At 55.2% G+C, this 24,310-nt stretch carries 22 protein-coding genes; 8 read left to right on the plus strand and 14 right to left on the minus strand.

Features of this window, described 5'->3' with window-relative positions; all coding sequences use genetic code 11:
• Positions 1–33 precede the first annotated feature (33 nt).
• Positions 34–198: a hypothetical protein gene (locus QMG93_RS10645; protein WP_281936143.1), complete on the minus strand. Its 165-nt coding sequence runs from the start codon at positions 196–198 to the stop codon at positions 34–36.
• 154 nt (positions 199–352) lie between these two features.
• Here QMG93_RS10645 and QMG93_RS10650 point away from each other — a divergent pair, with 154 nt between their 5' ends.
• The 4 genes from QMG93_RS10650 to QMG93_RS10665 are packed head-to-tail and all read left to right on the plus strand — an operon-like array spanning position 353 to position 5,746.
• The gene (locus tag QMG93_RS10650; RefSeq protein WP_281936145.1) at positions 353–5,002 is read left to right on the plus strand and encodes a cation-translocating P-type ATPase; all 4,650 of its coding nucleotides are present in this window, start codon (positions 353–355) and stop codon (positions 5,000–5,002) included.
• A gap of 27 nt (positions 5,003–5,029) precedes the next feature.
• Positions 5,030–5,338, plus strand: coding sequence for a DUF5132 domain-containing protein (locus QMG93_RS10655; RefSeq protein ID WP_281936146.1), 309 nt, complete (start codon positions 5,030–5,032; stop codon positions 5,336–5,338).
• Positions 5,328–5,519 carry a hypothetical protein gene (locus QMG93_RS10660; RefSeq protein WP_281936149.1) on the plus strand — a complete coding sequence of 64 codons (192 nt, stop codon included), beginning with the start codon at positions 5,328–5,330 and terminating at the stop codon, positions 5,517–5,519. The genes QMG93_RS10655 and QMG93_RS10660 overlap by 11 nt, the downstream gene beginning before the upstream one ends.
• Before the next feature lie 2 nt (positions 5,520–5,521).
• On the plus strand, positions 5,522–5,746 hold the full coding sequence (locus QMG93_RS10665; protein WP_281936151.1) for a hypothetical protein: 225 nt from the start codon (positions 5,522–5,524) through the stop codon (positions 5,744–5,746).
• A gap of 72 nt (positions 5,747–5,818) precedes the next feature.
• Here QMG93_RS10665 and QMG93_RS10670 read toward each other — a convergent pair whose 3' ends face one another.
• From QMG93_RS10670 to QMG93_RS10715, 10 genes are all read right to left on the minus strand, one after another.
• Positions 5,819–6,781, minus strand: a complete 963-nt coding sequence (locus QMG93_RS10670; protein ID WP_281936152.1) for a YihY/virulence factor BrkB family protein — start codon at positions 6,779–6,781, stop codon at positions 5,819–5,821.
• Between the two features lie 136 nt (positions 6,782–6,917).
• Positions 6,918–7,481, minus strand: coding sequence for an HNH endonuclease (locus QMG93_RS10675; protein ID WP_281936153.1), 564 nt, complete (start codon positions 7,479–7,481; stop codon positions 6,918–6,920).
• Between the two features lie 439 nt (positions 7,482–7,920).
• Positions 7,921–9,150 carry an MFS transporter gene (locus QMG93_RS10680; RefSeq protein ID WP_281936155.1) on the minus strand — a complete coding sequence of 410 codons (1,230 nt, stop codon included), beginning with the start codon at positions 9,148–9,150 and terminating at the stop codon, positions 7,921–7,923.
• 25 nt (positions 9,151–9,175) lie between these two features.
• Positions 9,176–10,570, minus strand: a complete 1,395-nt coding sequence (locus QMG93_RS10685; RefSeq protein WP_281936157.1) for a radical SAM/SPASM domain-containing protein — start codon at positions 10,568–10,570, stop codon at positions 9,176–9,178.
• A gap of 65 nt (positions 10,571–10,635) precedes the next feature.
• On the minus strand, positions 10,636–10,764 hold the full coding sequence (locus tag QMG93_RS10690) for a hypothetical protein (protein WP_281936159.1): 129 nt from the start codon (positions 10,762–10,764) through the stop codon (positions 10,636–10,638).
• Between the two features lie 39 nt (positions 10,765–10,803).
• Positions 10,804–11,364, minus strand: coding sequence for a flavoprotein (locus QMG93_RS10695; RefSeq protein WP_063180070.1), 561 nt, complete (start codon positions 11,362–11,364; stop codon positions 10,804–10,806).
• 298 nt (positions 11,365–11,662) lie between these two features.
• Positions 11,663–11,887: a hypothetical protein gene (locus tag QMG93_RS10700; protein ID WP_281936163.1), complete on the minus strand. Its 225-nt coding sequence runs from the start codon at positions 11,885–11,887 to the stop codon at positions 11,663–11,665.
• Complete coding sequence (locus tag QMG93_RS10705) at positions 11,884–13,104, minus strand: Ger(x)C family spore germination protein (RefSeq protein ID WP_281936165.1); 1,221 nt, start codon at positions 13,102–13,104, stop codon at positions 11,884–11,886. Before QMG93_RS10705 ends, QMG93_RS10700 begins: the two co-directional genes overlap by 4 nt.
• Before the next feature lie 42 nt (positions 13,105–13,146).
• A complete protein-coding gene (locus QMG93_RS10710) occupies positions 13,147–14,235 on the minus strand; it encodes a GerAB/ArcD/ProY family transporter (protein ID WP_281936167.1) in 1,089 nt (362 codons plus the stop codon).
• Entirely contained in the window at positions 14,228–15,736 is a 1,509-nt protein-coding gene (locus QMG93_RS10715) for a spore germination protein (protein ID WP_281936380.1), read from the minus strand. Before QMG93_RS10715 ends, QMG93_RS10710 begins: the two co-directional genes overlap by 8 nt.
• Before the next feature lie 289 nt (positions 15,737–16,025).
• Between QMG93_RS10715 and QMG93_RS10720 the strand changes: the two genes are divergently transcribed.
• Positions 16,026–16,484, plus strand: coding sequence for a MarR family winged helix-turn-helix transcriptional regulator (locus QMG93_RS10720; protein ID WP_281936169.1), 459 nt, complete (start codon positions 16,026–16,028; stop codon positions 16,482–16,484).
• Between the two features lie 35 nt (positions 16,485–16,519).
• Positions 16,520–17,779: an MFS transporter gene (locus tag QMG93_RS10725; protein WP_281936172.1), complete on the plus strand. Its 1,260-nt coding sequence runs from the start codon at positions 16,520–16,522 to the stop codon at positions 17,777–17,779.
• 324 nt (positions 17,780–18,103) lie between these two features.
• On the opposite strand, the gene QMG93_RS10730 is transcribed toward QMG93_RS10725, so the two are convergent.
• Positions 18,104–19,363, minus strand: a complete 1,260-nt coding sequence (locus QMG93_RS10730; protein ID WP_281936174.1) for a cation:dicarboxylate symporter family transporter — start codon at positions 19,361–19,363, stop codon at positions 18,104–18,106.
• Positions 19,364–19,611: 248 nt separating this feature from the next.
• Between QMG93_RS10730 and lhgO the strand changes: the two genes are divergently transcribed.
• Together lhgO and QMG93_RS10740 are read left to right on the plus strand one after the other, a co-directional pair.
• Positions 19,612–20,826, plus strand: a complete 1,215-nt coding sequence (gene lhgO / locus QMG93_RS10735; RefSeq protein ID WP_281936177.1) for an L-2-hydroxyglutarate oxidase — start codon at positions 19,612–19,614, stop codon at positions 20,824–20,826.
• Positions 20,827–20,844: 18 nt separating this feature from the next.
• Positions 20,845–21,543 (plus strand): FadR/GntR family transcriptional regulator, encoded by a 699-nt coding sequence (locus tag QMG93_RS10740; protein WP_281936179.1) that lies wholly within the window; start codon positions 20,845–20,847, stop codon positions 21,541–21,543.
• A gap of 1 nt (position 21,544) precedes the next feature.
• Here QMG93_RS10740 and QMG93_RS10745 read toward each other — a convergent pair whose 3' ends face one another.
• The gene (locus QMG93_RS10745; RefSeq protein ID WP_281936181.1) at positions 21,545–22,888 is read right to left on the minus strand and encodes an APC family permease; all 1,344 of its coding nucleotides are present in this window, start codon (positions 22,886–22,888) and stop codon (positions 21,545–21,547) included.
• Between the two features lie 41 nt (positions 22,889–22,929).
• Positions 22,930–24,297, minus strand: a complete 1,368-nt coding sequence (locus QMG93_RS10750; RefSeq protein WP_281936183.1) for an MATE family efflux transporter — start codon at positions 24,295–24,297, stop codon at positions 22,930–22,932.
• Positions 24,298–24,310 lie beyond the last annotated feature (13 nt).

Genomic DNA, 24,310 nt, shown 5'->3' on the forward strand with positions numbered 1-24,310 from the left:
TCGAAAGGAAGACGCTCGATCAAACCCTCAGGCTTACTTCCGCAAGCCTTCCACCGTGTCTTTGGCCTGCTCCGTCAAATTCAACACGGCTTCCGTCCCTTTAACCGCAAATTTGCGCATCGTTTTCCGGGCCTCCGGGGAAAATGCCAGCATCATCGCGGCACCCGCAAGTACATAAGCGATCGGCAGCTTCGCCATGGTCTCACCCTTTCCAAAAAAATAAGGTACTACAGATCATTCCACATTGACGAAAAATTATGCATGGACACGAACTGCATAAATCGCTAAAGGCTGTGTATACTAGCGAAAATCAGCCCCAGACTCCAAACGAGGAAGCCCAAGGAGCGTATGTATGCCTACGGAAAGCTTGAAACATCGACGGTTTGTTCGAATGCTGCCAGGACGCATTCGCATCGAATTTTACGGTCTTCATAACAATCCGGATACGGCACAGCGGATTCAGACCGAGCTTTCGGTCTGGACCGGAATTACCCTCGTCCGGGCTTGCCCGCTTTCAGGCAGAGTTCTCCTGACGTACGATGAGCGGCGGCTTAAAGCGGAGCAAGTCCTCGAACGCATCGAACAGCTGGAAGAGGAGCTTGCGCAGCCTTGTGCCGACGCGGGGTCATTCAGCAGCTACGATGTTCCTGCAGTCTGCGGGCAATCCTCCCCTTCTCCGGATGCATCGCCCGTCAAGCGGGAAGCCGCAGCCGCGGCGGAACTGCCCGGGGCGTCATGCGCAGCTTCAGGGCGCATGCCTCTTCCCCTTGCGCTCAGCATGGGCGGCCTCGCCGTGCTCGGCACGAAGCAGCTGCTGCTTGGCAGATCGGCTTTGGCCCGCAGTCCGGCTCCCTTTTATTTATCCGCCGGACTCTCTGTCATTACGGGCTATCCGCTGCTGAGACGAGGGTTTCAGAGCTTCGCCAAGGAACGCAAGTGGAACGCCGACCTGCTTCTGGGTACCGGTGCATTAGCGCTTGCTTTGGTGCGGGAAAATCTAATCGTTTTGGCAGGAATCGGTCTTCTGCAGTATGTGGAGTGGAAACGAAATCAGTCGGCGGCGAACCGCTCGCCGGCGGTGCTTCCGCCTGAAATTAAGCAATATACGGAGAAAGCGAACAAATGGGGGCTAATCGGCGCCGGAGCGACCCTCGCGCTCACGCGTGACCCTCTGCGCGCGGTTGCGGTACTGCTCGCCGCCAACCCCAGACCGGCGTTCATTCCGGCCGAATACGGCTGGCAGCAGGCGGAGCTTGTTTGCACCGAAAATCGGGCCTTGCTGCCGAATAGCGGGTCCTTATCCAAGCTGGCAAGGACGAAAACGCTGCTCCTGGAGGATGCTTCGGCGCTCTATCGGGTTGAAAGCGAGGAAATTCAATGTTTGACGAAAGAATCGGCGGCGGACAAAGTCATCTGCTTAACAGCCTCATTGTTTGAAAAAAGCAGCCATCCGTGGAAAGCCGAGCTATCGGAAAAAGCCAGACAAACGTGCCGGACCCTCCGAACGGCGTTTCAGGTGGAAGAATCGGCGGAGGGCCTGCAGGGCAAAATCAACGGAGCCCGCGTGTTCGCCGGGAGCTATGCCTACTGCCAGAAGCAGGGTATCGACTGCGAAATGTACGAGCTGGAGGCTAAAAGATTGGCGAGACACGGCTCGGACGTGCTCTTCGTCGGGGTTAAGGCAGAAAGCAGCGGGGGAACCTGCATCGGACTGCTGAGCAAGAAGCGACAGCTTCATTCAGCACACGCCCCCTTGATTCGTGCATTGAAGGCGCAAGGCTGGTCGATCGGAGCCTTAAGCTGCAGCGAAGGGACGGACATCTCGCTGCTGGAGCGGCAAGGTCTTGATACGGACTGGCTATTGCTTCAGCCCGGCGAATGGGCCGAACGATTGGCAGCCGGCGTTCCGCGCGGAGAGAACGCATTACTAGTGACCAGTAGCGATACCTCGCCTGTTCATGCCCTGTGCCGGGAATACGGCATTCCGTCGATCACGGTGCAGCAGTTGTCCGAGCTTCCGCGGACGCTGGAAGTGGCCGGCCGCATGGACCGCAGCGTACACCTAAATTATCGGCTTACCGCGATCTGGAATATCGTCGGCTCCGCTCTGGCGGCATTCGGCTTTATTCGTGCGCCGCTCGTCAATTTGGCTTCCGACGCCCTTTCGTTGGCGTTTATGTCCGCCTTTCGGCAAACGAGCGAGCGGGCGGCTGTGCCCCCGCTTGCGACGGGCGACCGGGAAGCCGCTGCTACGGCGGAGGCGTCCGTTCTGTGGCACGAGGCTCCGTGGGAGCGGGCCGTCAGCCATTATGGCACCGATACCGGGCGCGGGCTCGATGGAGGTCAGGTTCATGCGTTACGAAGCGTTCATGGCAGCAATCAGTTGGAAGGACGACAGCCGACGCCTTGGATCGTCTCCTTTTTGGCACAGTTCAAAGAGTTTACAACCTTAATCCTGCTTGGGACGACAGCTTTGTCGTTTTTTACCGGCGGCTTGTACGACGGCATTGCGATGGGAGCGGTACTTCTCGCCAACGCGGCAGTCGGCACGATGCAGGAACGCAAAGCGGAGCAGGTCATCGAATCGCTCAACCGGTACCAGCCCCCGACCTGCAAGGTGCTCCGTAACGGAACCTTGGAAGAGATTTCGGCACTGGAGCTCGTCCCCGGGGATATCGTGCAGTTGGAGGCCGGCGACCGCGTACCGGCCGATATCCGGTTGGTCGAATCGTTTAACTTACAGGTCAGCGAAGCGGCGTTGACAGGAGAATCGGTCCCTGTTCCGAAACAGGAAGCCCCCGTCGACGGAGCGCTCCCTCTGGCGGAACGCTCCAATATGATCTATATGGGCACCGACGTTACCCGGGGCAAAGCGACCGGCGTCGTCGTCCAGACCGGCCTGCATACGGAAATGGGCCGCCTCATGTCCCTGCTGCAGAACGACGAAAAAGAACTGACGCCGCTGCAGAAGCAGGTCACCTCCATCAGCAAAAAATTCATCAAAGGAGCATTGATCGTCTGCGGCATCGTGTTCGTCACGGGATTGCTGCGTGGCATTCCGCTGATGCAGATGGTTTCCACGTCCATCACGCTGGCGGCTTCGGCCATTCCCGAGGGGCTGCCCGTAACCATTACGATCGCGCTGAGCGCCGGCATCTTCCGCATGGCCCGCAAGCAGGCGCTCGTCCGCAAACTGTCCGCTCTGGAAACGCTAGGCCGGACGACGGTCATCTGCTCGGACAAAACCGGAACGCTGACCAAAAACGAAATGACCGTCCGGCACGTCATCTCGTTGAACCGAAGCTGGGAAGTAGGCGGTACCGGGTATGCCCCGTCCGGGGAAATTCGCCGTACGGCCATCTCAGGCCGGGCAGTTACGGCACTCGAACAGAGCCCGCAGCAACCTGAGCTTTCACGCATCCTGCAAATCAGCTTGCTGTGCAACAATGCCAAACTGGAGCAGGACGGCGAAGGACATTGGGCCGTCAAGGGGGACCCCACCGAAGGAGCGCTTCTTTCTTTTGCGGCCAAAGCGGGCGTACATCCGGAAACGATGCGACAATGGCATCGCGGCAAAGAAATTCCTTTCGATTCGAACACCGGCAAGATGAGCGTCGTGTGCAAGGATACGGCCGGGACCGAATCTCAGGACTGCTATGTTTTCACAAAAGGGGCTGTAGAGATGCTCTTACAGCGCTGTACCCAAGTCCAGTCGGATGGCCAGTTGCTCGAACTGACCGAGGAACGCAAACGAATCGTTTTGGAGCAGAACGGCAAGCTGTCCGGCGAAGCGCTGCGCGTACTCGGTTTCGCCTATCGTCCGCTCACGGACGGAGACCTTCCCGAGCCGGACGAGCGGGATATGATTTTCGTCGGTATGGTCGGCATGATGGACCCGCCGAAGCCGGAGGCCGCGCACAGCATCCAAGAAGCGCTGGCGCTCGGCGTCAAGCCGGTGATGATTACGGGCGACCATCCGATCACGGCCATTTCGATCGCCAGACAGCTCGGCATGTACGATGGCTCGCAGCGGGTGCTCTCAGGGCATGAGCTCGACCGGATGACCGACGAAGAGCTCCAAGAAGCGGTCGAGCATACCGCCATTTTCGCCCGGGTGTCGCCGGAGCATAAGCTGCGGATCGTGCGCGCCTTTCAACAGCGCGGACATTTGGTGGCGATGACGGGGGACGGAGTTAACGACACGCCCGCCATTAAGCAAGCTAATGTCGGTATCGCGATGGGAAGAACCGGCACCGAGGTGACGAAACAAACGGCGGATATGGTGCTGAAGGAAGACGATTTCGGCACGATTGTCGAGGCCGTAAAGGAAGGCCGGACCATTATGGGCAATATTCGCAAGGCGCTCGGCTGCCTGCTCACCGGCAATTTGGCGGAGATCATTGTCTCGAGTACCGCGGTTATCCTGGGCATGCCGCTGCCTCTCGTCCCCGTACAGATTCTGCTTATGAATCTGATCACGGATGCGCTGCCGGCCATGATTTTGGCCATCAATCCCGGGAATAAAACAAAGCTGACGGAGCGTGTCGAAATCGCCGACGGCAATCTGTACCGGAAAGTCTTTACACGCGGCACTCTGCTCGGCTTAGGCTCCCTCGGACTGTTCGCGGCAAGCCTCGCGGCCGGAGTTCCTCTCCCGGCAGCCCGGAGCATCGCCTTTGCCACGCTGGTGTCGGGCCAGCTCATGCAGACGTTCTCGTGGCGGCAGGAGGGCTCGACCGAGTCGGTCAAGGATTGGAGCCGGGACCGTTTTCTGATTGGAGCGCTGGGCGTATCCTGGCTCTCGCTGCTCGCCGCCCTGTATATACCGCCGGTGGCCCGCTTCTTCCATGCAGCCCCGATCGCATGGAGCCACTGGGTTCCGGTGCTTGCCGTTGCCGGCTCGGTAACGCTGCTGTCGAAGCCGATCGTAGCATGGGTCGAATCGGGGCGCCAGGCGGCATCGAAGCCGATTCGACAAACGCGGGCGGCCGTCGTCGCATAGCTTGCTGTCCATTCGGAGGTAGGAATCATGAGAGAACAACAGATCGAGAAATGGCTGGTCGGCGCCGCGCTTGCGTTTGCGGCGTCGACACTCCTTCCCGTTGTTAAAAACACGCTGCTTCCTGTTGCCGAAGCCGGTTATCAAGGCTTGCGGAGCGCGGCAGGCGCTGCCCGTTCGTCCTTGCAGAGAGCCCGGGAGGAGCTGGAAGATATCGTCGCGGAAGCTCAGTTCGAGCGCATGAAAAAAAAGCTGGACCTCGAAATCGCCTCTTCCGGGGACGAGTTCGAACCGGCGCTGTGCGGCAGCGAAGCGGGGGAAGCCACGTTTGAAAGATGACTCTGTCGAATTTCATCTGAAGCAGGCGCGGCTCCATCTGGAGCAAGCTTTAACTGCGACCAAGTTACAAGCTTCCGACGACTCGGAGGAAGCGCATCAATCGATGTCGGAGCAATGGCGACTTTTTTTCGCCTTTTTGATCGGAGACGGTAATCGAGAAACGGAAATAAAGGAGACTTGAGCATGCAGGAGCCCTCTGTCGATTTCCATTTGCGCGAAGCGCTATCCCATTTGGACGCGGCGCTGAATAAAAGCATTCTTCACGTCCAAGCGAACGCGGCGGCCAAAAAAGAAGTGGGACAGCAGTGGGAACGATTTTTAGGGGAATTTTTTCAACAGGTCCGGGAAAAGGGAAAGCAGTCCAAGCTCAACCTGTGGAGTTGGGTCGCTTTCCCGCGCATTCGCTAGAAGGAGGCCAGTCCAAGCTCCGTTCTATCCGATGTCTGACGGGTCCACATGGCCGGTCTTTTTGCACGCATATTAATCCCGTCGGTCTGATCGCAGCGTCAAGCCGAACGGTTTGCATGAAGGCTTTTGCTTGCCATGACGGTCAAAGTGAAGCGTGGCGTTGATCTCGCCGCCCAGAATCATTACGATGCTGGACAAATACAGCCACGTCAAAAGCACGATAATGCCGCCGATGCTGCCATACGTTTTCGTATAGCTGCCGAAATGATTGACATAGTAGGAAAATAGCAGCGAAGCGGCGACCCATCCGGCCGTGGCGAACAAAGCGCCCGGCAGCACTTCACTGAACGTTAGCCGCAAATTCGGCGTGTAGCGGTATAAGAGGATGAATACGACAGCAATAGTTACAAGCGGAATTACATATTGGATAAACCCCCACAGCAAATCGAAATTTCCCGGGAAATGTACAAATTTGTAAACCGAGGCTCCGACGATCTTGCCGAAGATTAGCAGTACGAATGTAAACAAAACGACAATCGCCAGAACCAAGGTAAACAGGACGGAAATCCCTTTGACCTTCCAAAACGGACGGCTCTCTTCCTCGTCATACGCCTTGTTTAACGCCTTCATCACCGCGCCGATGCCATTGGAGGCCGACCACAAGGCGGCAAGCAATCCGATGGAAAGTACGGAGCCGCTGCGCGACCTTTGAATTTCCTCGAATGCATCCGCCACCGCTCGACTCGACAGATTCGGCATTATGCGGGCCATGCTGTCGATGACCTCCGATGCCGAAATCTCGGTGAAGCTAAGGAGTGCAATGACGAAAATTAGAAAAGGAAAGAAAGCCAATATCAAATAATAAGTAAGCTGGGCACCCAAAGCTGGCACCTCATCGTCTTGAAAGCGGCAGTACAGCTGAATCAAAAAGGCCGCGCAGCCCATCCGCCTTTTCCTCTGTGAAGCGCTGTCAATTCGGGTTCCGCCGAACGAAGCTCCCTTCCGATCCCGAGGCTCTACAGTTCTCGCCATCATCCCAGCCTCCTTCCGCTGCGTAAGCTTGGAAAGTCTCTGCTTGGATAGTTACTTAACCGTGAAGAGCCTTCGCTGAATCAACCGCAGAACCGCGGCCCCCAGCTTCTCTCCGGACCGTGCCCGGCGCTGCCTCAATTCAGACGGGAGAACGCTGCTTTTCCATAAACCCGGCGGCATCTTGGTCGGCCTTGCTCTGGTTGCATGCATAACAGGAGCATACGCAGTTCACCGGCGTCGTATGGCCTCCCTTGGATTTCGGGACGATATGGTCGATCGTATCGCCATATCCTCCGCAATAGCGGCACGTATAATGATCCCGGGTCATAATCATAGTCCGGAAATCGTCGTTGCTGTACAGCCGGCGAATCATGTATGGCGTAACGACAACGGCCGCCTGTTCCTCCACCAACAGCACTGCGAGGCTCCATTCAATCTCTTGCATCCATGGCCTGCCATTGTTGCTCTTCCCCTTCATGCGAATCATGCCCTGCCTGTCTTGTCTCAACAGTTTCGCGGCACGAGGCACCGGGGGTGCTTGTGGGGATGGCGCTGCCGGCTTTCGCCGCTCGCATTTGCGGCATACGTTTTTGCGGGATGCTCCGCTTGCTTTTCGGCCGCCCCGGGGCGGGAACTGCCGGTAATATTTGCTTTGTCCGCAGCGTTTGCACGCTTTATATAGGCTGCAGTAGGCTCCAGTCATGTTGTTCCTCTTCTTTTCGTCTGACATCGCTAAGGTCTAGTATAACAGGTTTGCCAGGATTTCCGCATGTTCCATTCTTTAACGCCTTTTATCGTTGATCCTGTGCATCATTAACGGCGCAAAAAAAAAACCGGAGCGTCCCTCTCCGGGTGATTGCTGAGAAAGTGAGTTTTTACAAAAATAGAGATGCAAACGGAGGTGGGGTATCCACTGGAGAAGCGATAGCGGCCGCCTTTGTCTTCGGGAAATGTCCGCTCTAAGCGGCTTCTAATCAAATTTCCCGAGGACCCGGGGTCCCCGCAAAGTAATCGGACTAAGCTTCCCCGATTCAACTTCACTTTGCGGGGTGGAGCAGCGGTCGGAAGTGGATACCCCACCCCCTCGTAACCTCTATTATCTCAGTTGCCCTTTCTCAACACTCTATTCGGCCGGTTCGGCCTTACCCGCTAACCTCCGTTTGCGATTTCACCCCCGGCTGCGCGGTAATTTGCTTATAGAGCATGAAAAACACAGCGACCACGATAACCTCAAATGCGCCTGCCCAAAAGTACATCTGTCTTATCCCGAGGCGGTCGGTCAGAAAGCCTGTAAAAAAGCGGGACAGCGGCGTAGAGGTCATACTAATCGCCGCAAACAGACTGCCGACCCGCGCCATGTAGCGGTTGGGTACTTCTTTCTGCATCATCGTGCGGATAAAAATGTTGACCAACGCCGTACATACGCTCAGCCACGCGAAGTTTAGACATAGAAATACAAGGGTTGAAGAAAAGCAGACGGTTAAAATCGCCAATCCCTGGCCCAAAAATCCGAGCAGCACATATAGAAAGGACGGCTGCTTCACGCTTTTCACCGACAATAAACTGCCGCAGACGATCCCGGCAGCGGCCTGCCAAGTATAAATATACGACATATGCTGCGCATCCCAGTTCATGCTTTTCATTAGAAACGGAAGCAGCAAGCCGTTGCTGTTCGCCCCGATATTTACACAAAAAATAAGCCATAGGAGCGTCATCATCATTCGGCTGTTCCGAATAAAGACCCAGCCCTCCGTAAGGCTTTGCGTATAATGCTTCCATTTGCCGGATTCCGGTTTAGGTTCAGTTTGCGTCTTTTGGATACGAACGAGGAGAAGAAGCAGTGCCGATGCCGTATAGCATCCGGCCATACAAAGAAAGGAAGCTTGAATGCCGAGCAAATTCATGCATAGTGCGCTGATGGAAGGGGCAATCAGGGACAAGACGCGGGCAAGGGTGTACCACACGCCGTTCATTCGGCTTAAGTGGTCCTCGGACACAAGCTGAGGCTTGATCGTCTCTACCGCAGGATAAAAGCTGGCATCTGTGATGGCAAAAGCGATAGCGATCAGCAGCAGCACAACCAAGGACGGGGCCTGGGTCAGGCTCACCAGCATCAATCCAATCATCAGAAGCGCACGTATCACATTGGAGACGGCGATGATTTTTTTGGCTCCCCATATATCAACCCAGGCCCCGCAAAATATGCTGGCGACAAATTGGGTGATCCCGCTGACCAGCATAATCGTCCCCATATATTGAACGGAATGAGTCGCCGATGCGATATACCAGGAAAATACGAAAAAATAAATCAAGTCCCCGATGCTGCTCACCATTCCACACGCGACAAATGCCAGGAAATTTTTGTTGAGCATGGGTTGCTTCCCTTTCTCACGCATCTTACGCGTTTGCGGAAGTAGCCTGCCTTTGTACCGCCATTTTGCGTTTTTCCTTGCCGACGATCCGGATGACGTCTTTAATTTTGGACTTTAACGGGGGACAGGGGGCTACCCCCTTCTCGATCCGCACGAGCGGACAGGACGCGCCTTGACAGGAGGGACGCAGGAAGCAGGATTTACAACCCGAATCCTCCGACTCGTCGTTCATAATCCACAGCGCGTGCTTATCGGCATCAAGCTGCATCTGTCCGTCCGGCGTGATGCGCCCGATTTGATTGTTCTCGTTGTACAAGGCTACGGTGCATTTGTATACGATGCCGTCCGAACCAATGACAAAGGAATTGGATTTAGCCGCATAGCAAACGTAACCGCCCGGCTTCAAAATGTCTTCCAAGTCATTGTTAAGCCCTTCTTCCAGACCCATCGTGCACAAATTCAATTGATGCTTGACCGATTCCTTAAGCGACACCACTTCCAGATTGTCGTCGTTCTTTCCCCCCCATTTGCCGATGGGGAAATAATCGATGCGGAACCGCAGATCCTCTCCGAAATGCGCACGGAGCTTTTGGATAAAGCTTGGAATCTGATGCACGTTGGTCTGGTCAAAGTTAATGCGGATTTTACAGCGGAACGGTTCGGGACGTTCCTTCAGGTGCAGCAGGTTTTGAAAAATCGTTTCGAACGTGGGGGCTCCGTTCTGCAAATACCGGTTGGCGTTATGCTGCTCGGCATCGCCGTCCAGCGTAATTTGGAAAGTAAATACGCGACAGGCAAACAGCCGCTCGATATTTTTTTTCGTTAGCAGATACGCATTCGTGGTCATGTTGGACCGGTAGTTAACCCCGTACTCGTCGCACAGGGGGATAATGTGCTGCGATATTTCTTCTATAGCGTCAAGCGCAAGGAGGGGTTCGCCTCCAAACCAACTCATTTGCAAACGGTTGAGAAAACGAACCTTGTGCTGGAGGAATGTTTTCACTCCTTGAATGACCTCCGGCTGCAGCTTGCCTTTTTCAAATTTTTCATAACAGTATTTGCAACGGAAGTTGCACTGTTCGGTTGTCAAAAAGATGAGTCTGAGCTTCTGTTCGCTTCTTCCGACCATTTCATGCAGCATGCGAGCGCGAAAAAACTCGTTGATATCCTCGCGAACGAGGAAGCCTTGCTTCTTGAGGACGGCGGCCAACCCTTCCAACGATTCATCCGCTCCAAGCTTGAGCAGTTGATCGACATAGGGAACCTGCTCGGCCGAAATATGCATAAAAGCGCCTGACATCGTATTCGTCATGTACATGCTTCCATCGGGCTCCACCGCTTTAATGTTGTAGCGGGAGGCGCGATAACGAGTACTTTTGGTTACACCTTTGCGCTGCGGCAGTACTGTAAATGGCTCCATTTCATTCACCGCCCTATTTACGAGTTAGAAGAGCTGGAAACCAATGTCCCCAGCTCTGTCGTTACCTAGCAACCGTTACAGTTGTCGTTCGCATCGCTTTCATTGTCATCAATAATCGAAGACAATTCCGCCAAATCTACAGCTTCATCCAATACGTCTACGCCATGAAAAACTACAGCGTTTTCCATTTTCATATGATATCACCTCCTTTCATTGAAGAAAAAGACGGATCATCATGTGGTAGTACAATAAAGCTCATACATGTTGTTTATGTATTTCGCGCAGGTATACGGATTGGGCGGATGGCCACCCGACATTTTTTCTCCCGTAGCGGTAACGGTTACATTTCCGTCCGGAATGGCAACGCGGTGGCCCAAATCCAGCAGCTTTTGCACATTGGCTTGTACGACCGCCGTGTTGTACATGTTCATATTCATCGTAGGGAAAAATAAGACGGGTCTTGGAAAACAAAGGATGAGCATCGTCAGGAGGTTATCGGTGATTCCGTTGGCAGCTTTGGCTAACGTGTTGGCGGTGCAGGGCAGCACGATGAACATGTCCGCCCACGAGGCAAGGAAAGAATGAGGCACGGCGACGTCATAAGCAGGGTCAAGCATTTTTTGATAGACTTTCCCTTCGATATGCGCGCCCAAAAATTGCGGGTTGATGAAGTTGGAAACATTATCCGAAACGACGACCCTTACTTCGGCTTGCAGCTTGTCCTGAAAAATCCGTATATAATACGGCAATTCGATGATCGCCGAAGAGGCGCTTGCTCCGATCAGCAGCTTCATCGATTCCCCTCCTTGGTATAATCCAAATCCATTCGGCGCATCGTTGCGAACAAAGATGTAATCGCTTCCATTTGAGATTTAAAAAAAAGCGACGAGGGGAGTTCCTATCAATTCGTCTGCCTATTGTCGAGTCTCTTAATTAACATTTTCGATTGAGGAGTTCTTGAAACATAATATACACCACGAGGACATGGTTGTAAATTACTTTTTAAATAAAATATTACTTTTTTAGTTTTTTTGTTAATTAATATAAATATATCCCTTTTCGTTCCGGCGCGCGCCCCATGCCTGCTCCCGGTCACTCCAGCAGCTTGCCGAGCGGCCCGAAAAGGAAGTCGACAAGCTGCGTCGGCCCCGGCAGATCCGGGAAAAGAACAAGCAGCAGGGTCAACATCCAGCCAAGCGCCGCAAGCATGGCGAAAGCCAGCTTTTCCCGTTTGGAATATTGCCGGAATTTAGGCCTTTCGTATCCGATCATGAACAAGACGACGAAAGTCACTGCTACGGCAGCTCCCCATTTCATTTCGGTTTCACCTCGTTTTTGGGCCGGCTTGCCTGGACCGTAGCCATGCCGGTGCGGACAATACGCGCCCTCGATTCGATTCGTACCTCGACTTGCGGAAAACGTTCCTCCCAGCGGTGCTTTTCTTTTTTCCAGAGCTGCGGATAACGGCGGTGAAACGCTTCTGCGAAGTTGAATATATCCGCGTGCAGCTCCTTTTGCGGATGGACCAGCGCCATGCGGATACGCTTCTCGATTTCCGCGGACAGCTGCTTTTCCAAGCTTTCCGTCACTTTCGGGTCCACCAGGTTTATGTTTGTCGTGTTTTGGATGACGTCATCCTCCGTTTGAATCCGTACGGTGACACTCCATCGGTCCCCTTCAATAAGGGGAAGCAGCTTTGTCCGGCTGTCCAAAATTTTGAACGAGATGAGCCCCTTTCCTTCCTTGGGGGCAAGGGTAACGGTGGCCGCCTCCACCTCGTCGCGGAGCCAGAGCAGTCCCCGGGTCATCCGGTCGTCAATGAAGCCGACCATCCGGTCCTTCTTCAGTATGACCGAGCCGTTAATGTACGCATCCGTCCGTTTCGGATCGCTTCCGGGCTGCGCCGGCAAAGCTTCGATCCAGGGCAGGGCTGCCGCTCCGGCATCGCTAACGAGCATTTCCGCAAAATCTTTGACCGTGACCTTAAGTCCGGTCTGGGACCTCGCCATTTCCCTAAGCGACTCGGCCGAGCTTCGCTCAAGCGGGGGCAACAGAGTTAAAATGTCCTGCGCACGCCCTTTGCATATGAACATCTCCGCCCGCTCCCGCGGACCCGGGTCCCGCATGATAAAATCGATGTTCTCGCGAATGCCCTCCCTCGCCAGCGCTTCGCCAAAAACGAAAACCTCGCCATGTCCCCAAAATATGCGCCGCGACAGCTTCTCCTGCAGCTTGGTCATCGCATCAGCCAGCGTATAGCCGGTTGCCGAACGAAGAATCGTTTGTCCGCTGGTAGGCGTCTTGCCGCCTCCCCCGGAGCCTCCGCTATCCTGCCCTCCGCCCCCTCGCGGAACGAAGAGCTGAACCGACAGCTTGACGAGCCGGCCCTCGGCCTTGTCCAAACCGGCGGCCATAATAATCGCCAGATCGTTGACCTCCTTCCGATCCCAGCAGCCGGGCAGCAGCAAGAGCAGCAGCGCAGCCGATGCCGTCATCACAAGCCTGAGCCTCTTCCAACCGACTCCCGGTACCATGGGATTGCCCTCCCTCCTTTTTAGCGCAAATTCGTTCGGCGGTTACCCTCCCGCTTTTTGCCGTACAAGAGCCACGACCAGCAGCAGCATCGGCAGGGCCCCCTTAATCACCCACAAATAGATCGCCCCGCTCGTCGCGAAGAAATGAGCCATGACCTGCAAATTGGGCGTGACCCAAACGCTGAATACCGTTACCAGCAGTCCGAGCGGCGGCACGATCAGACGATAATCGGAAAGACCTAGCCATTCCGCAGCAATGTGGACCAACAGGTAGTAGTAAATGCAAATTTTGACGAACATTCCCAGCAGCCAAATCGCCATCAGGAAAGCTTCCAAATGCTCGAGGAAATCCGCCAGCGCGATATAGCGGGTCGCAATCATCAGCGGATAAGTAAAACCGACAGTAATATCCCCGAACAGCAGCAAGACCGCAATATTGGTGACGACCATCGTACCCGTGACGGCGAGAAGCGACAGCAGTCCCCAGCGCAGGCTCTTCGGGCGATCAGCCACGAAAGGCAATAGAAAGGAAAGGATGAAAAAATCGGCAAACCAGCTCTGAAGCACGAGCGAGCCTTTTATGGAAGGCTTGATGCCGTTTTCCAGCATGGGAAGCATATGCTTCGGGTCAAAATCCGGAATTAGCAAAGCGATAAACAGCAGCAGAAAAAAGACGAAAAACGGAATAAACAGCTGGGCGCATCGAGCGATGACCTCCAAGCCGCCACGGACGGCATAAGCGCACACGGCTAACATACAGCCGATCACGAAGATGATCGGCGTCCGGGGCAAAAAGCTCCCTACGACAAATTCGCCATATTCCCGGGTTACAAAACCGAGGTCGTGCAAATAAGCGAAAAAAAACAGAAAGCCGAACAGCTTGCCAAGCAGCCGGCCGAGTACCCGCTCGCCGATGGCAATCAGCGTCCGGCCCGGGTTCATCGTATGCAAGCGGTGCGTCGTTAAGATCAGCGCAAGTCCGAGAAAAAGGCCCCAGACCGGGGAGAGCCACATGTCGCGGCCCGCGCGCTCCATCGTGAGAGAGGGCACGATAAGAATGGCCGTGGCCAAAATCGCTGCATACATCAGGAGTCCCATCTGAAAAGCGGATATTTTCCCGCGTTCAATCATGCTTGTTCTCCCCTTGGTCCGGCCCCGGCTTCAGTCCGGAAGACTGCCGGACCGGATTGTAGCTGCCCGTCAAATGCGGCCTCGTGTTGCGCGTCCATAGCGGCGCCCGCAACAACACTTCTTTGAAGACACCGCGCTTCATCGGGGCAACCGGCTCCAGATACGGCACGCCGAAGGAGCGCAGCGCGCACATATGGACAACAATCGAAATGACTCCGAGCATCAAGCCGAGAAGCCCGAGCATGCCGGCAAGGAACATAAGCGGAAACCGGAGCAGCCGGACCGAAATGCCCAGTGTGTACCGCGGAATCGTAAACGATGCGATGCCCGTAATGGCCACCACCATGACCATCGGGGCGGAAACGAGCCCTGCGGCGATCGCCGCTTGGCCGATAACCAGCGCGCCGACGATGCTGACGGCGGCGCCGACCTGCTTCGGCAAGCGGACTCCGGCTTCGCGCAGCGCCTCGAACGATACTTCCATCAGGAGTGCTTCCACCAGAGCCGGAAACGGAATTTCTTCCCGCGATCTGGCGACGCTCAGCAGCAGTGTCGTCGGGATCATCTCCTGATGGAAGGTCAAAATGGCTACATACGATGACGGAATGATCAGCGCGATCGCCAGGAAGAGGTAGCGGAGCCAGCGGATCAAGGTTCCCGCCCAGAAACGCTCGTAATAGTCTTCCGGCGACTGCATCAGCGAGAAAAACGTAATCGGCATCACTAAAGCAAACGGACTCCCCTCACTTAACAGGGCGGCCCGGCCCTCCAGCAAATTCGCACAGACGACGTCCGGACGCTCGGTCGACAGAAGCTGCGGAAACACGGACCGCGGATTGTCCTCGATCAACTCCTCGATGTAGGAGCTGTCCAGAATGCCGTCGATGTCGATGCGTCGCAATCGTTTCTCGATCTCATCGATCAAAGAAGCGTCGGCCAAGCCTTCGACATACACGATGGCGGTCTTCGTTTGCGTATAACGCCCGATCTTGACCGATTTTATTTTAAGGGCGGGCGTTTTAATGATACGGCGGATCAAGGTGGTATTGACGGTTAACGTCTCGATAAACCCCTGCCGTGGACCGCGGACGACAGCTTCGGCAACGGGCTCGTCGATGCTTCTTTTCTCCCAATTGGCTACGCACAGTGAAACGCCTTCCTTCTCTCCGTCCACAAGCAGGACGGGATTGCCGTTCACGATATGATCATTGATCTCCGCTATCGTACTGATTTTCTGGGCATGGGATATCGCGATCCGCTTCATGAAAGGAGTTTCCGGCTGCCCGGTCTCCTGCTTGAGCGGAGCCAAAATATGCTCGTCGATTATCCCCGAATCGCACATGCCTTCGATGAAGATCAGGACGGCGTCCGTCTGCCCGTAGATGGGAAAGTGATGAAAAATAACATCCGCACAATTTTCGTACAGCGCGGTTAGCGTCTCCAGGTTGTCCGCCAGACTAAGCGACAGCTCGTCCGTCCGCATTTCGGGCCCTTGCTGCATCCCAGTCTCTTGCCGAGAAGAGCCGGACCGCTTCGCAAATAGCTTGGAAAATAAGTTCACGGCAGATCCTCTCTCGATGATGCAGGTTTTGTACACATGTTTCCCCGGCTGGAAATATTTTATCCAACCGGACGACCCTAAGGAAGACGGCTAAATGGTTCGATAATTCGGGGCCTGCTCGCTGAAAAGGGGAAAATTCGGCGAATGTCCGGTTTGTCAACGCAGCAACTTATTTCTATACTGTAATTAGTGGCATGTGCAACTATTTTTGAAAGCGGGAGGAAGCCGGATGATCGATCAGCGCCATACGATTACAAGATGGGTATCGCTCCTGTACCGTTACGGACAAATGTACATCGGCGAGCGGCTCAAAGCGCATGGCATCGGCAAAGGCCAGCATATTTTTCTGAACGCGCTGTATAAAGAAGACGGCCTCAGTCAAGAGGAGCTGTCGAGCTATTTGAAAATCGATAAAGGAACGACGGCCAAAGCGCTGAAAAAACTCGAGGCGCAAGGCTATGTGCTGCGGCAGGTGCGGGAGGAGGACAAGCGGTCTTACCGCGTCTTCTTGACGGAGAAGGCTTGGCGGATCAAGGACGAGGTGCGCGGGGTGCTCACCGACTGGAGGCACATCCTGTCCGACGGCTTGACGGAGGAGGAGCAGCGGCTCGCCCTGGAGCTGCTGGAGAAGATGGGCGGCAATGCGGCCCGGTTTAACGAGGAAAACGACAAGACGCCAAAAGCCTAAGCAGCGAACTTACATTTGGAGGCAGGTGAACGCTCGTGAATCTGAGGCATGCGGGGATGAGGGTCGTCAATAACAACTTTCACGCCCTGACCCATAAAAACTACCGTTACTTTTGGTTTGGACAATGCGTTTCCCTGATCGGCACCTGGATGCAAAACATCGGCCAATCCTGGCTCGTGCTGACGCTGACGGGCTCGCCCCTGCTGCTCGGGCTGGTAGGAACGATCCAATTTTTGCCCATTACCTGCTTTTCGCTATTTGCTGGAGCGCTTATCGATAAGTTTCCGAAACGAAACATTCTGATCGTAACCCAGACAGTGTCGATGCTGCTGGCCTTGATTCTGTCCGCTCTTGTTTTTACGGACACCGTCAAGTACGGGTACATTCTGGTCCTCGCGTTCCTGCTCGGGCTGACGAACACGTTCGACATGCCGACGCGGCAGGCGTTCAATATCGAGATCGTCGGCAAGGAAGACCTTATGAACGCGATCGCGCTCAATTCGACGACCTTCAATCTGGCCCGCATCGTGGGGCCGGCAATCGGCGCCGGTATGATGGCTTACCTCGGGGCCGGGTGGTGCTTTCTGCTGAACGGACTCAGCTTCGTGGCCGTCATCTACGGGCTGCTGCAAATCCGTACGACGCCTTACGTCCGCGAGAAGAAAAAAGACACCGGGCTGCTCAAGGAGATCAAGGACGGCATCGTGTACATTTCCAAGGACCGGCTGTTGGCGCGCACGCTGCTGCTCGTGACCGTCGTCGGCACGATGGCCTATAACTTCAGCGTGCTCATTCCCGTCTTCACGAAAGACGTGCTGCATATGCAGGAGAAAACGTACGGACTGATGATGTCCTGCCTCGGCGTCGGGTCCCTGATCGGGGCGCTGACGATGTCGTTCCGCAGCAAAAAAGGCCCACGGCTATCCTTGATCATTACTTGCTGCATTCTCATTTCGGTCTTCCTGCTGTTGAACGGGATGACCGGCTCCGTGTACATGTTCGGCCTGCTGCTGGCGCTGCAGGGCTTCTGCAACATTCTGTTCGCCACCAACTGCAACTCGTCCCTGCAAATTCATTCCAAGGACGAGTACCGGGCCCGGGTCATGAGCGTGTATTCGCTCGTCTTCGCCGGCTCGACGCCGGTCGGCAACCTGTTCACCGGCTTTGCGGCCGATCATTACGGGGCCAATGGCGCATTCTTCCTATGCGGCTTGTTCTGCCTGATTCCGTGTCTGATCATTATCATCGCGTTCCGCAAAAAAGCGGGCGAGCCCGAAGAATCCGCGGCGGCTTGAGATGTGCGGATAAATAGAGCGTTATGTAAAAATAGAATTGACCGCCGAGACCAAAGCGGATTAGCGGTCAGCGAATTGAGAAAGTGATTATTATAAAAAATAGAGATAATTACGGAGGTGGGGTGTCTACTGGAGGAGCGATAGCGTTCGCCTTTGTCTGCGGGAAATACCCGCCGTTAAGCGGCTTCAATCAAAATTTCCCGAAGACAAGAGCGACCGGAAGTAGATACCCCACCCCCTCGTACACCTCTATTACCTCAATTCACCACTTATTCACCGCTAGGGAAGCTTAGCGGTCAATCCTCCTTTTTTAAGCGACAGCCGTTACGCGCTTTTTTGCCGGACCAGCTTGGCGCTCATTTGCGGACTAAACTGCTTCTCCCATTTCGAAACCACAATCGTAGCCAGCGCATTGCCGATCACGTTGACGGTGGCTCGTCCCATATTGAGCAGGAAATCGATGCCCGCGATGAACGCCAGCCCTTCGAGCGGAAGCCCGACCGATTTCAGTGTCGCCAGCAGCACAACAAACGACAAGCCGGCGACCCCCGCGATGCCTTTCGAAGTGACCATCAGCACAAGCAGCAGCGAGAGCTGCTCGCCAATCGACATGTGAATGCCGTAAAGCTGAGCGATAAAGATGGAAGCAAGCGCCTGATACAAGGTGGACCCGTCCAGATTGAACGTATAGCCGAGCGGAATAACGAAGGAAACGATCGATTTCGGACAGCCGTATTTTTCCATCTTCTCCATCAGCTTGGGCAGCACGGTTTCCGAGCTGGCTGTAGAAAAGGTCAGGATCAGCTCGTCCTTCAGCAGGTTGAGCAGGGCGAAAAGCTTGATGTTCACCAGCTTGGCCACCGCCCCGAAGCAAATGACGACAAAGAAAGCCATCGCGCCGTAGGTCACGAGAATCAATTTGCCCAAAGGAAGCAGCGATTGCACGCCGAATTTCGACACCGTCACCCCGATCAGCCCGAACACCCCGAATGGAGCCGCTTTCATCACATATCCGACGACATTGAACATCGTTTCGGACACCATTTTGAACATGGCGACCAGCGGTGCGCCTCTCTCCCCGAGCGCTGCCAGCCCTAGCCCGAAAATAACCGAGAAAAAGATGATCGCCAGCAAATCGCCCTTCGCCATGGAGTCGACGATATTGGTCGGGACGATGTTGATCAGCATATCGAAATGCCCTTTGGCCTCGACTTGATTCGTCGTCTCGACGTATTTGGAGATATCCCCTTTCGACAGCTCCTGCATGTTGACACCGGCCCCGGGATGGAAAAAGTTCGCGAAAAACAAGCCGACCACGATCGCCAGCGTCGTGACGATTTCAAAATACAGTATCGTGCGGAAGCCGAGCGTTCCGAGCCGCTTGGCATTCCCCATTCCTGCGACGCCAACGACAATGCTGGAGATGACGATCGGGACGACAATCATTTTGATCAGCCGGAGAAAAATATCGCCGAGCGGCTTCAAGTACGCCTCTACCCCGGGGTTTTTGTAAAAAATGATGCCGACGATAATTCCCGCCACCAGCCCCGCGAAGATTTGATACGCGATTCCAAACTTTTTCATAATGTCCCCCCACCTTCTAAGTTGTTGAACAAAAACAACAGACCACGCCTAAGTTGTTATACAAATCTCCCACAAAACACTTGCATTTTCGACAAACCATCGCGTATGATAGCGATATGTGTATGACAAATTTCACAATCACATCATACAAAAGCGTTTTCATTTTGTCTATAGCTAATTTTAAATCTATTTTTGTATAACAACTTTTAGGGACATCGGAATGAACGACTCGAGAGGAGAGGAAAAATATGTATGACTACATTGTGATTGGCGGCGGCATTGTCGGACTTTCGACAGGGTATGCGCTCACCCGCCGGTATCCGCAGGCGAAAATTCTCGTCATGGAAAAGGAGGACCGGCTCGCCTTTCATCAAACCGGGCATAACAGCGGCGTCATTCACTCCGGCATTTATTACAAGCCCGGCAGCCTGAAGGCGCGTTTTTCCAAAGAAGGCGGGGATGCGCTGCGCCGCTTTTGCGACCAGCACGGGATCGCTTACGATATGTGCGGGAAAGTGATTGTAGCCACGGAGGCGGAGGAGCTGCCGCTGCTGGAAAACTTGTACGCACGCGGCCTGCAGCACAAGCTGGATCTGGAGCTGATCGACGCCGAACAGCTTCACGCCATCGAGCCTCACGCTGCCGGTCTGCGGGCGATCCGCGTCAATGCAGCCGGTATCGTCGATTATAAGAAAGTGGCCGTGGCGTTCGCGGACGTCATTCGGCAGCGGGGCGGCGACGTCCTCTTGAATACTGAGGCCCAGCGCATCCGGGAAGGAAGCGAAGGGATCGAGGTCGAATGTAATAACGGAACCTACCGGACGCATTACCTGATCAACTGCGCCGGGCTGCACTGCGACCGGATCGCGGCTATGCAGGGCTTGACGACCGGCATGAAGATCGTTCCTTTTCGCGGAGAATATTACGAATTGAAGCCGGAGAAGCATGGGCTGGTCAAGCACTTGATTTATCCCGTGCCGAATCCGAATTTCCCTTTTCTGGGCGTGCATTTTACGCGGATGATCGACGGCCACGTTCACGCCGGTCCGAACGCCGTGCTGAGCCTTAAGCGGGAAGGCTACCGGAAGACGGATTTTGACCTCCGCGATTTTATGGAAGTGATGACGTACCCGGCATTCTGGAAAATCGCCAAGCAGAACATGGGAGAAGGCTTGAAGGAAATCGTCCGCTCGTTTAGCAAAGCCGTGTTCGTACGCAGCCTCCAGCGGCTGATCCCGGAAATCCGGGAGGACGACTTGATCCCGTCTGCGAACGGCGTGCGCGCGCAGGCCTTAACGAAGGACGGAAAGCTCGCCGACGATTTTCTGATCGTGCAGAACGAGCGCTCCATCCATATTCTCAACGCGCCCTCCCCGGCCGCTACCGCATCGATTGCCATCGGAGAGTCGATCAGCGAGCGCATTCCGGAACCGAAGCATTCCATTCCCTATGCCGTAGGGTAAGAAGGATGAGGAAACGATATGGCCAAAAAAGAGAAGATTTCGCAAAAAATTGTGCGCGACGTGCTCGCGATGATTGAGGAAGGGCGGTTTCCGGCGGGATCCAAGCTGCCCACGGAAACCGAGCTGGCTGCGCATTTTGGCGTCAGCCGGCTGCCGGTCCGGGAAGCCCTCAGCGTGCTTCAGGCGATGGGGATCGTCTCCTCGCAGCAGGGCGGCGGAAGCTACGTGGAAGACGCCATCCCCTCTTCCCTGCTCCAGCACTTTCAAATTCAATATGCCGACGCCGAAAGCATCCGGCATTTGTTTGAAATGCGCAAAATTTTGGAGCCGGAAGCCGCCGCTCTCGCCGCAGCCAGACGGACGCCGGAGCAGCTCGCGAGCATCCGCGAGGCGTTGAAACGAATGGAGGACGATTTGAACACGGAGGGCGGGACGGCGCAGGAAGCGGATTTTGAATTTCACCGCTCGATTATTGCGGCGACGAACAATCCGATCCTGATCCGCATGATGGAAAGCCTTTCTTCGCTGTACCGCAAATCGCTCGAAATTACGCTCAAGCAAAACATCGGCTTGAAACGGAAAAAGCAAGTCGTCTACAACGAACACGAAAATATTTTGCTGGCGATTGAAGCCGGAGAGCCGGAGCTGGCCAAAGTACAATCCGTGATTCACGTCCGGAATGTGGAGAAAAAGCTCTTTTTGTTTCTTGAATCGTGAATCAGTCACTGCCCTCGGCTGCTTCGTAACGAATCGTTCCCGGCTCCCGGCGGAAGCCGCGCGTCATCCAGAGCAGGTACAACAGGCCAAGCAGCGTCCACGCGCCGCCGAGCATAAGGGAATTGCGCTCCAGATGTGTCCAGAAAAATAAGACGAAGCCGATGCCGGCCAGCGGAAGCAGCAAGTAGCGCAGGAGCGCCCACCAGGACCGCTGCTTTTCCCGTAATATATAGTGGATGATGACGGATAAATTTACAAAAGTAAATGCCGTCAGCGCGCCGAAGTTGACGAACGACGTGGCGACGAGCAGATCCAGCACGAGCGCCGTCAGCGAAATGAGGCCGATCAACAGGATGTTGAACACCGGCGTGCCGAGCGAGCGGTGGATGTACCCGAACACCGGACCAGGTAGCGTCCGGTCCCGCCCCATCGCGAACAGAAGACGCGATCCACTGAGCTGCGACACGAGTCCCGAGGCCAGCGTGGAGGTAAGCGCAGCGGCCAAGAACACGGCCTGAAACAGGACGCCGCCGAGCGCCAGCGCGATTTCGGCGGACGCGCCTTCCGGGTTGTTCAATACGGACACGTCCGGGAACAGCCTTTGCGCAAAATACGAGGCGGTGAAAAACAGTCCGCCGCCGAGCATCGTAATCCATAGAATGCCTCTCGGAATCGTCGTGCGGGGCTCTACCGTTTCTTCGGACAAGGTCGTCACCGCATCGAAGCCGAGGAAGGCAAAGCACAAGATCGACGCTCCGGTGAGCAGCGCTCCCCAGCTCGCATCCGCGGACAGCAGCGGCTGCGCCGATACGAGTGCCTCTCCGCCCGCGCTCAGCCGGTATGCGGCCAGCACGACGAACAGCGCCACGACAAGAAACTGAAACGCCACGAACAGCGCATTCACCGAGACGGAGACGTTGACGTTAAACAAGCACAGCGTCGTAATCAGCACCACAAATCCGGCGACCCATACCCACTGGGGCACATCGGGGAACGCCGACGATAAATAAATCCCGGTGAGCAGCGCGTTCATCATCGGCAGAAACAAATAGTCGAGCAGCGAGACCCAGCCGACCATAAAGCCCGCGTGCGGCCCAAGCGTCTGCCGGGTATACGTATAGGCGCTTCCCGCTGACGGGTACACCTTCACCATGTGGCCGTAGCTCATCGCCGTGAACAGCACCGCCGCAATCGTAAGCAGATACGCGGCCGGCACATGCCCCGCCGTCACTTCGGATACGATGCCGAACGTATCGAATACGGCCATCGGGGCCATATAGCCGACCCCCATCGCCACAATATGCCAAAGCTTCAGCCGACGCTGCAATACCGGTTTACGTTCCATGCGATCCTCCACCTATTCTAAGATACACGTTCCAATTGATGTTACTTGGCGAAAGCCGCAAGTCCGAGCCGCGCCTTCCGTTGAACGCTCGCCAGCCGGGCGAACAAGCCGAGCGCGCCCAGAGCCAGGCCGGATATTAGACCGATCCAATAGCCGTATGCGCCAAGATCGGTATAATTCGCCAGCCCGTAGCCGACCGGCAAACCGACGACCCAATACGAAACAAGGGCGACGATGAAGGTCACATTCACGTCCTTGTAGCCGCGCAGCGCTCCCTGAATCGGGGCGGCGATGGCATCCGACAGCTGGAAAAAAATCGCATAGATCAGAAAATGCTGGGTCAAAGCGAGCACGTCCGGCTCCCTTGTGTAAATTCCGGCCACCTGCTCGTTAAACAGCCATAACACGACCGCGCAGAGCAGCGACATCCCGACCGCAAGGCCGATGCCCAGATAGCCGTACTGTCTGGCGTCCTTGTACCGTCCCGCCCCGGCTTCGAAGCCGACCAGTATCGTCAGCGACAAGGAGATGCTGAGCGGAATCATATACAGGAACGAGGCGAAGTTGATCGCCGCTTGATGCGCCGCGATCGTTACCGTGTTGAAGTTGCTCATCAGCAGCGTGACCGCGGCGAAAATACTCGTTTCGAACAAAATGGCGAAGCCGATCGGCACGCCCATCTTCAGCAGCTCTTTCCAGACGGACACCGACACGCGGTACAGCTTGCGGAAAATGCCGAACGCGGCGAACGGCTGCATGCGGGCGGCCACGGCCAAAGCTACGAGAAAAATGACCCAGTACGTAATCGCCGAAGCGACGCCGGTTCCCGCGCCGCCCAATGCGGGCAGCCCCATTTTGCCGTAGATCAGCACATAGTTCAGCCCCCCGTTGACCGGCAGCGACAGCAGCGTGATGAACATTGTCACCTTCGTGTGGCCAAGAGCATCGATAAAGCAGCGCAGTACCGTATATAAGAACAGCGGCAAAATGCCGAACGCAATCGAAATCAGGAACAAGCGGGCAATTCGGCGCACCGGCTCCTCCAAGTTCATATTCTCCAAAATCGGATTCAGCGCGAACGCTCCGGCCAATAGCACCGCAGCCGATACTGCGACGGCCAAATAGAGCGCCTGCACGACCTTAAATGGAATTTCCTCTTTACGGCCCGCCCCTACCAGTTGGGCGACCATCGGCGTAACGGAAAACAAGATGCCGCTGAGTCCGGTCTGTATCGGAATCCAGATGCTGGTGCCTATCGCCACCCCCGCCAAATCCTTGGCGCTCACATGCCCCGACATGAACGTATCGAAGAAGTTCATCGCAAACATTGCAAGCTGCGTCACCAGGATGGGAAGCAAAATGACGAGCAATTGTTTTATTTTTTGAGATAGCTTGTCTGTCGATTTCATGATTAAAATTCCG

This window comes from Paenibacillus tyrphae (genome assembly GCF_027925525.1).
Lineage (GTDB): Bacteria > Bacillota > Bacilli > Paenibacillales > NBRC-103111 > Paenibacillus_G > Paenibacillus_G tyrfis_B.

Coding starts and splice junctions, on each gene's coding strand:
- QMG93_RS10645 (WP_281936143.1), bottom strand. CDS start 198: ATGGCGAAGCTGCCGATCGCTTATGTACTTGCGGGTGCCGCGATGATG.
- QMG93_RS10650 (WP_281936145.1), top strand. CDS start 353: ATGCCTACGGAAAGCTTGAAACATCGACGGTTTGTTCGAATGCTGCCA.
- QMG93_RS10655 (WP_281936146.1), top strand. CDS start 5,030: ATGAGAGAACAACAGATCGAGAAATGGCTGGTCGGCGCCGCGCTTGCG.
- QMG93_RS10665 (WP_281936151.1), top strand. CDS start 5,522: ATGCAGGAGCCCTCTGTCGATTTCCATTTGCGCGAAGCGCTATCCCAT.
- QMG93_RS10670 (WP_281936152.1), bottom strand. CDS start 6,781: ATGATGGCGAGAACTGTAGAGCCTCGGGATCGGAAGGGAGCTTCGTTC.
- QMG93_RS10675 (WP_281936153.1), bottom strand. CDS start 7,481: ATGACTGGAGCCTACTGCAGCCTATATAAAGCGTGCAAACGCTGCGGA.
- QMG93_RS10680 (WP_281936155.1), bottom strand. CDS start 9,150: ATGCTCAACAAAAATTTCCTGGCATTTGTCGCGTGTGGAATGGTGAGC.
- QMG93_RS10685 (WP_281936157.1), bottom strand. CDS start 10,570: ATGGAGCCATTTACAGTACTGCCGCAGCGCAAAGGTGTAACCAAAAGT.
- QMG93_RS10690 (WP_281936159.1), bottom strand. CDS start 10,764: ATGAAAATGGAAAACGCTGTAGTTTTTCATGGCGTAGACGTATTGGAT.
- QMG93_RS10695 (WP_063180070.1), bottom strand. CDS start 11,364: ATGAAGCTGCTGATCGGAGCAAGCGCCTCTTCGGCGATCATCGAATTG.
- QMG93_RS10700 (WP_281936163.1), bottom strand. CDS start 11,887: ATGAAATGGGGAGCTGCCGTAGCAGTGACTTTCGTCGTCTTGTTCATG.
- QMG93_RS10705 (WP_281936165.1), bottom strand. CDS start 13,104: ATGGTACCGGGAGTCGGTTGGAAGAGGCTCAGGCTTGTGATGACGGCA.
- QMG93_RS10710 (WP_281936167.1), bottom strand. CDS start 14,235: ATGATTGAACGCGGGAAAATATCCGCTTTTCAGATGGGACTCCTGATG.
- QMG93_RS10715 (WP_281936380.1), bottom strand. CDS start 15,736: ATGCAGCAAGGGCCCGAAATGCGGACGGACGAGCTGTCGCTTAGTCTG.
- QMG93_RS10720 (WP_281936169.1), top strand. CDS start 16,026: ATGATCGATCAGCGCCATACGATTACAAGATGGGTATCGCTCCTGTAC.
- QMG93_RS10730 (WP_281936174.1), bottom strand. CDS start 19,363: ATGAAAAAGTTTGGAATCGCGTATCAAATCTTCGCGGGGCTGGTGGCG.
- lhgO (WP_281936177.1), top strand. CDS start 19,612: ATGTATGACTACATTGTGATTGGCGGCGGCATTGTCGGACTTTCGACA.
- QMG93_RS10740 (WP_281936179.1), top strand. CDS start 20,845: ATGGCCAAAAAAGAGAAGATTTCGCAAAAAATTGTGCGCGACGTGCTC.
- QMG93_RS10745 (WP_281936181.1), bottom strand. CDS start 22,888: ATGGAACGTAAACCGGTATTGCAGCGTCGGCTGAAGCTTTGGCATATT.
- QMG93_RS10750 (WP_281936183.1), bottom strand. CDS start 24,297: ATGAAATCGACAGACAAGCTATCTCAAAAAATAAAACAATTGCTCGTC.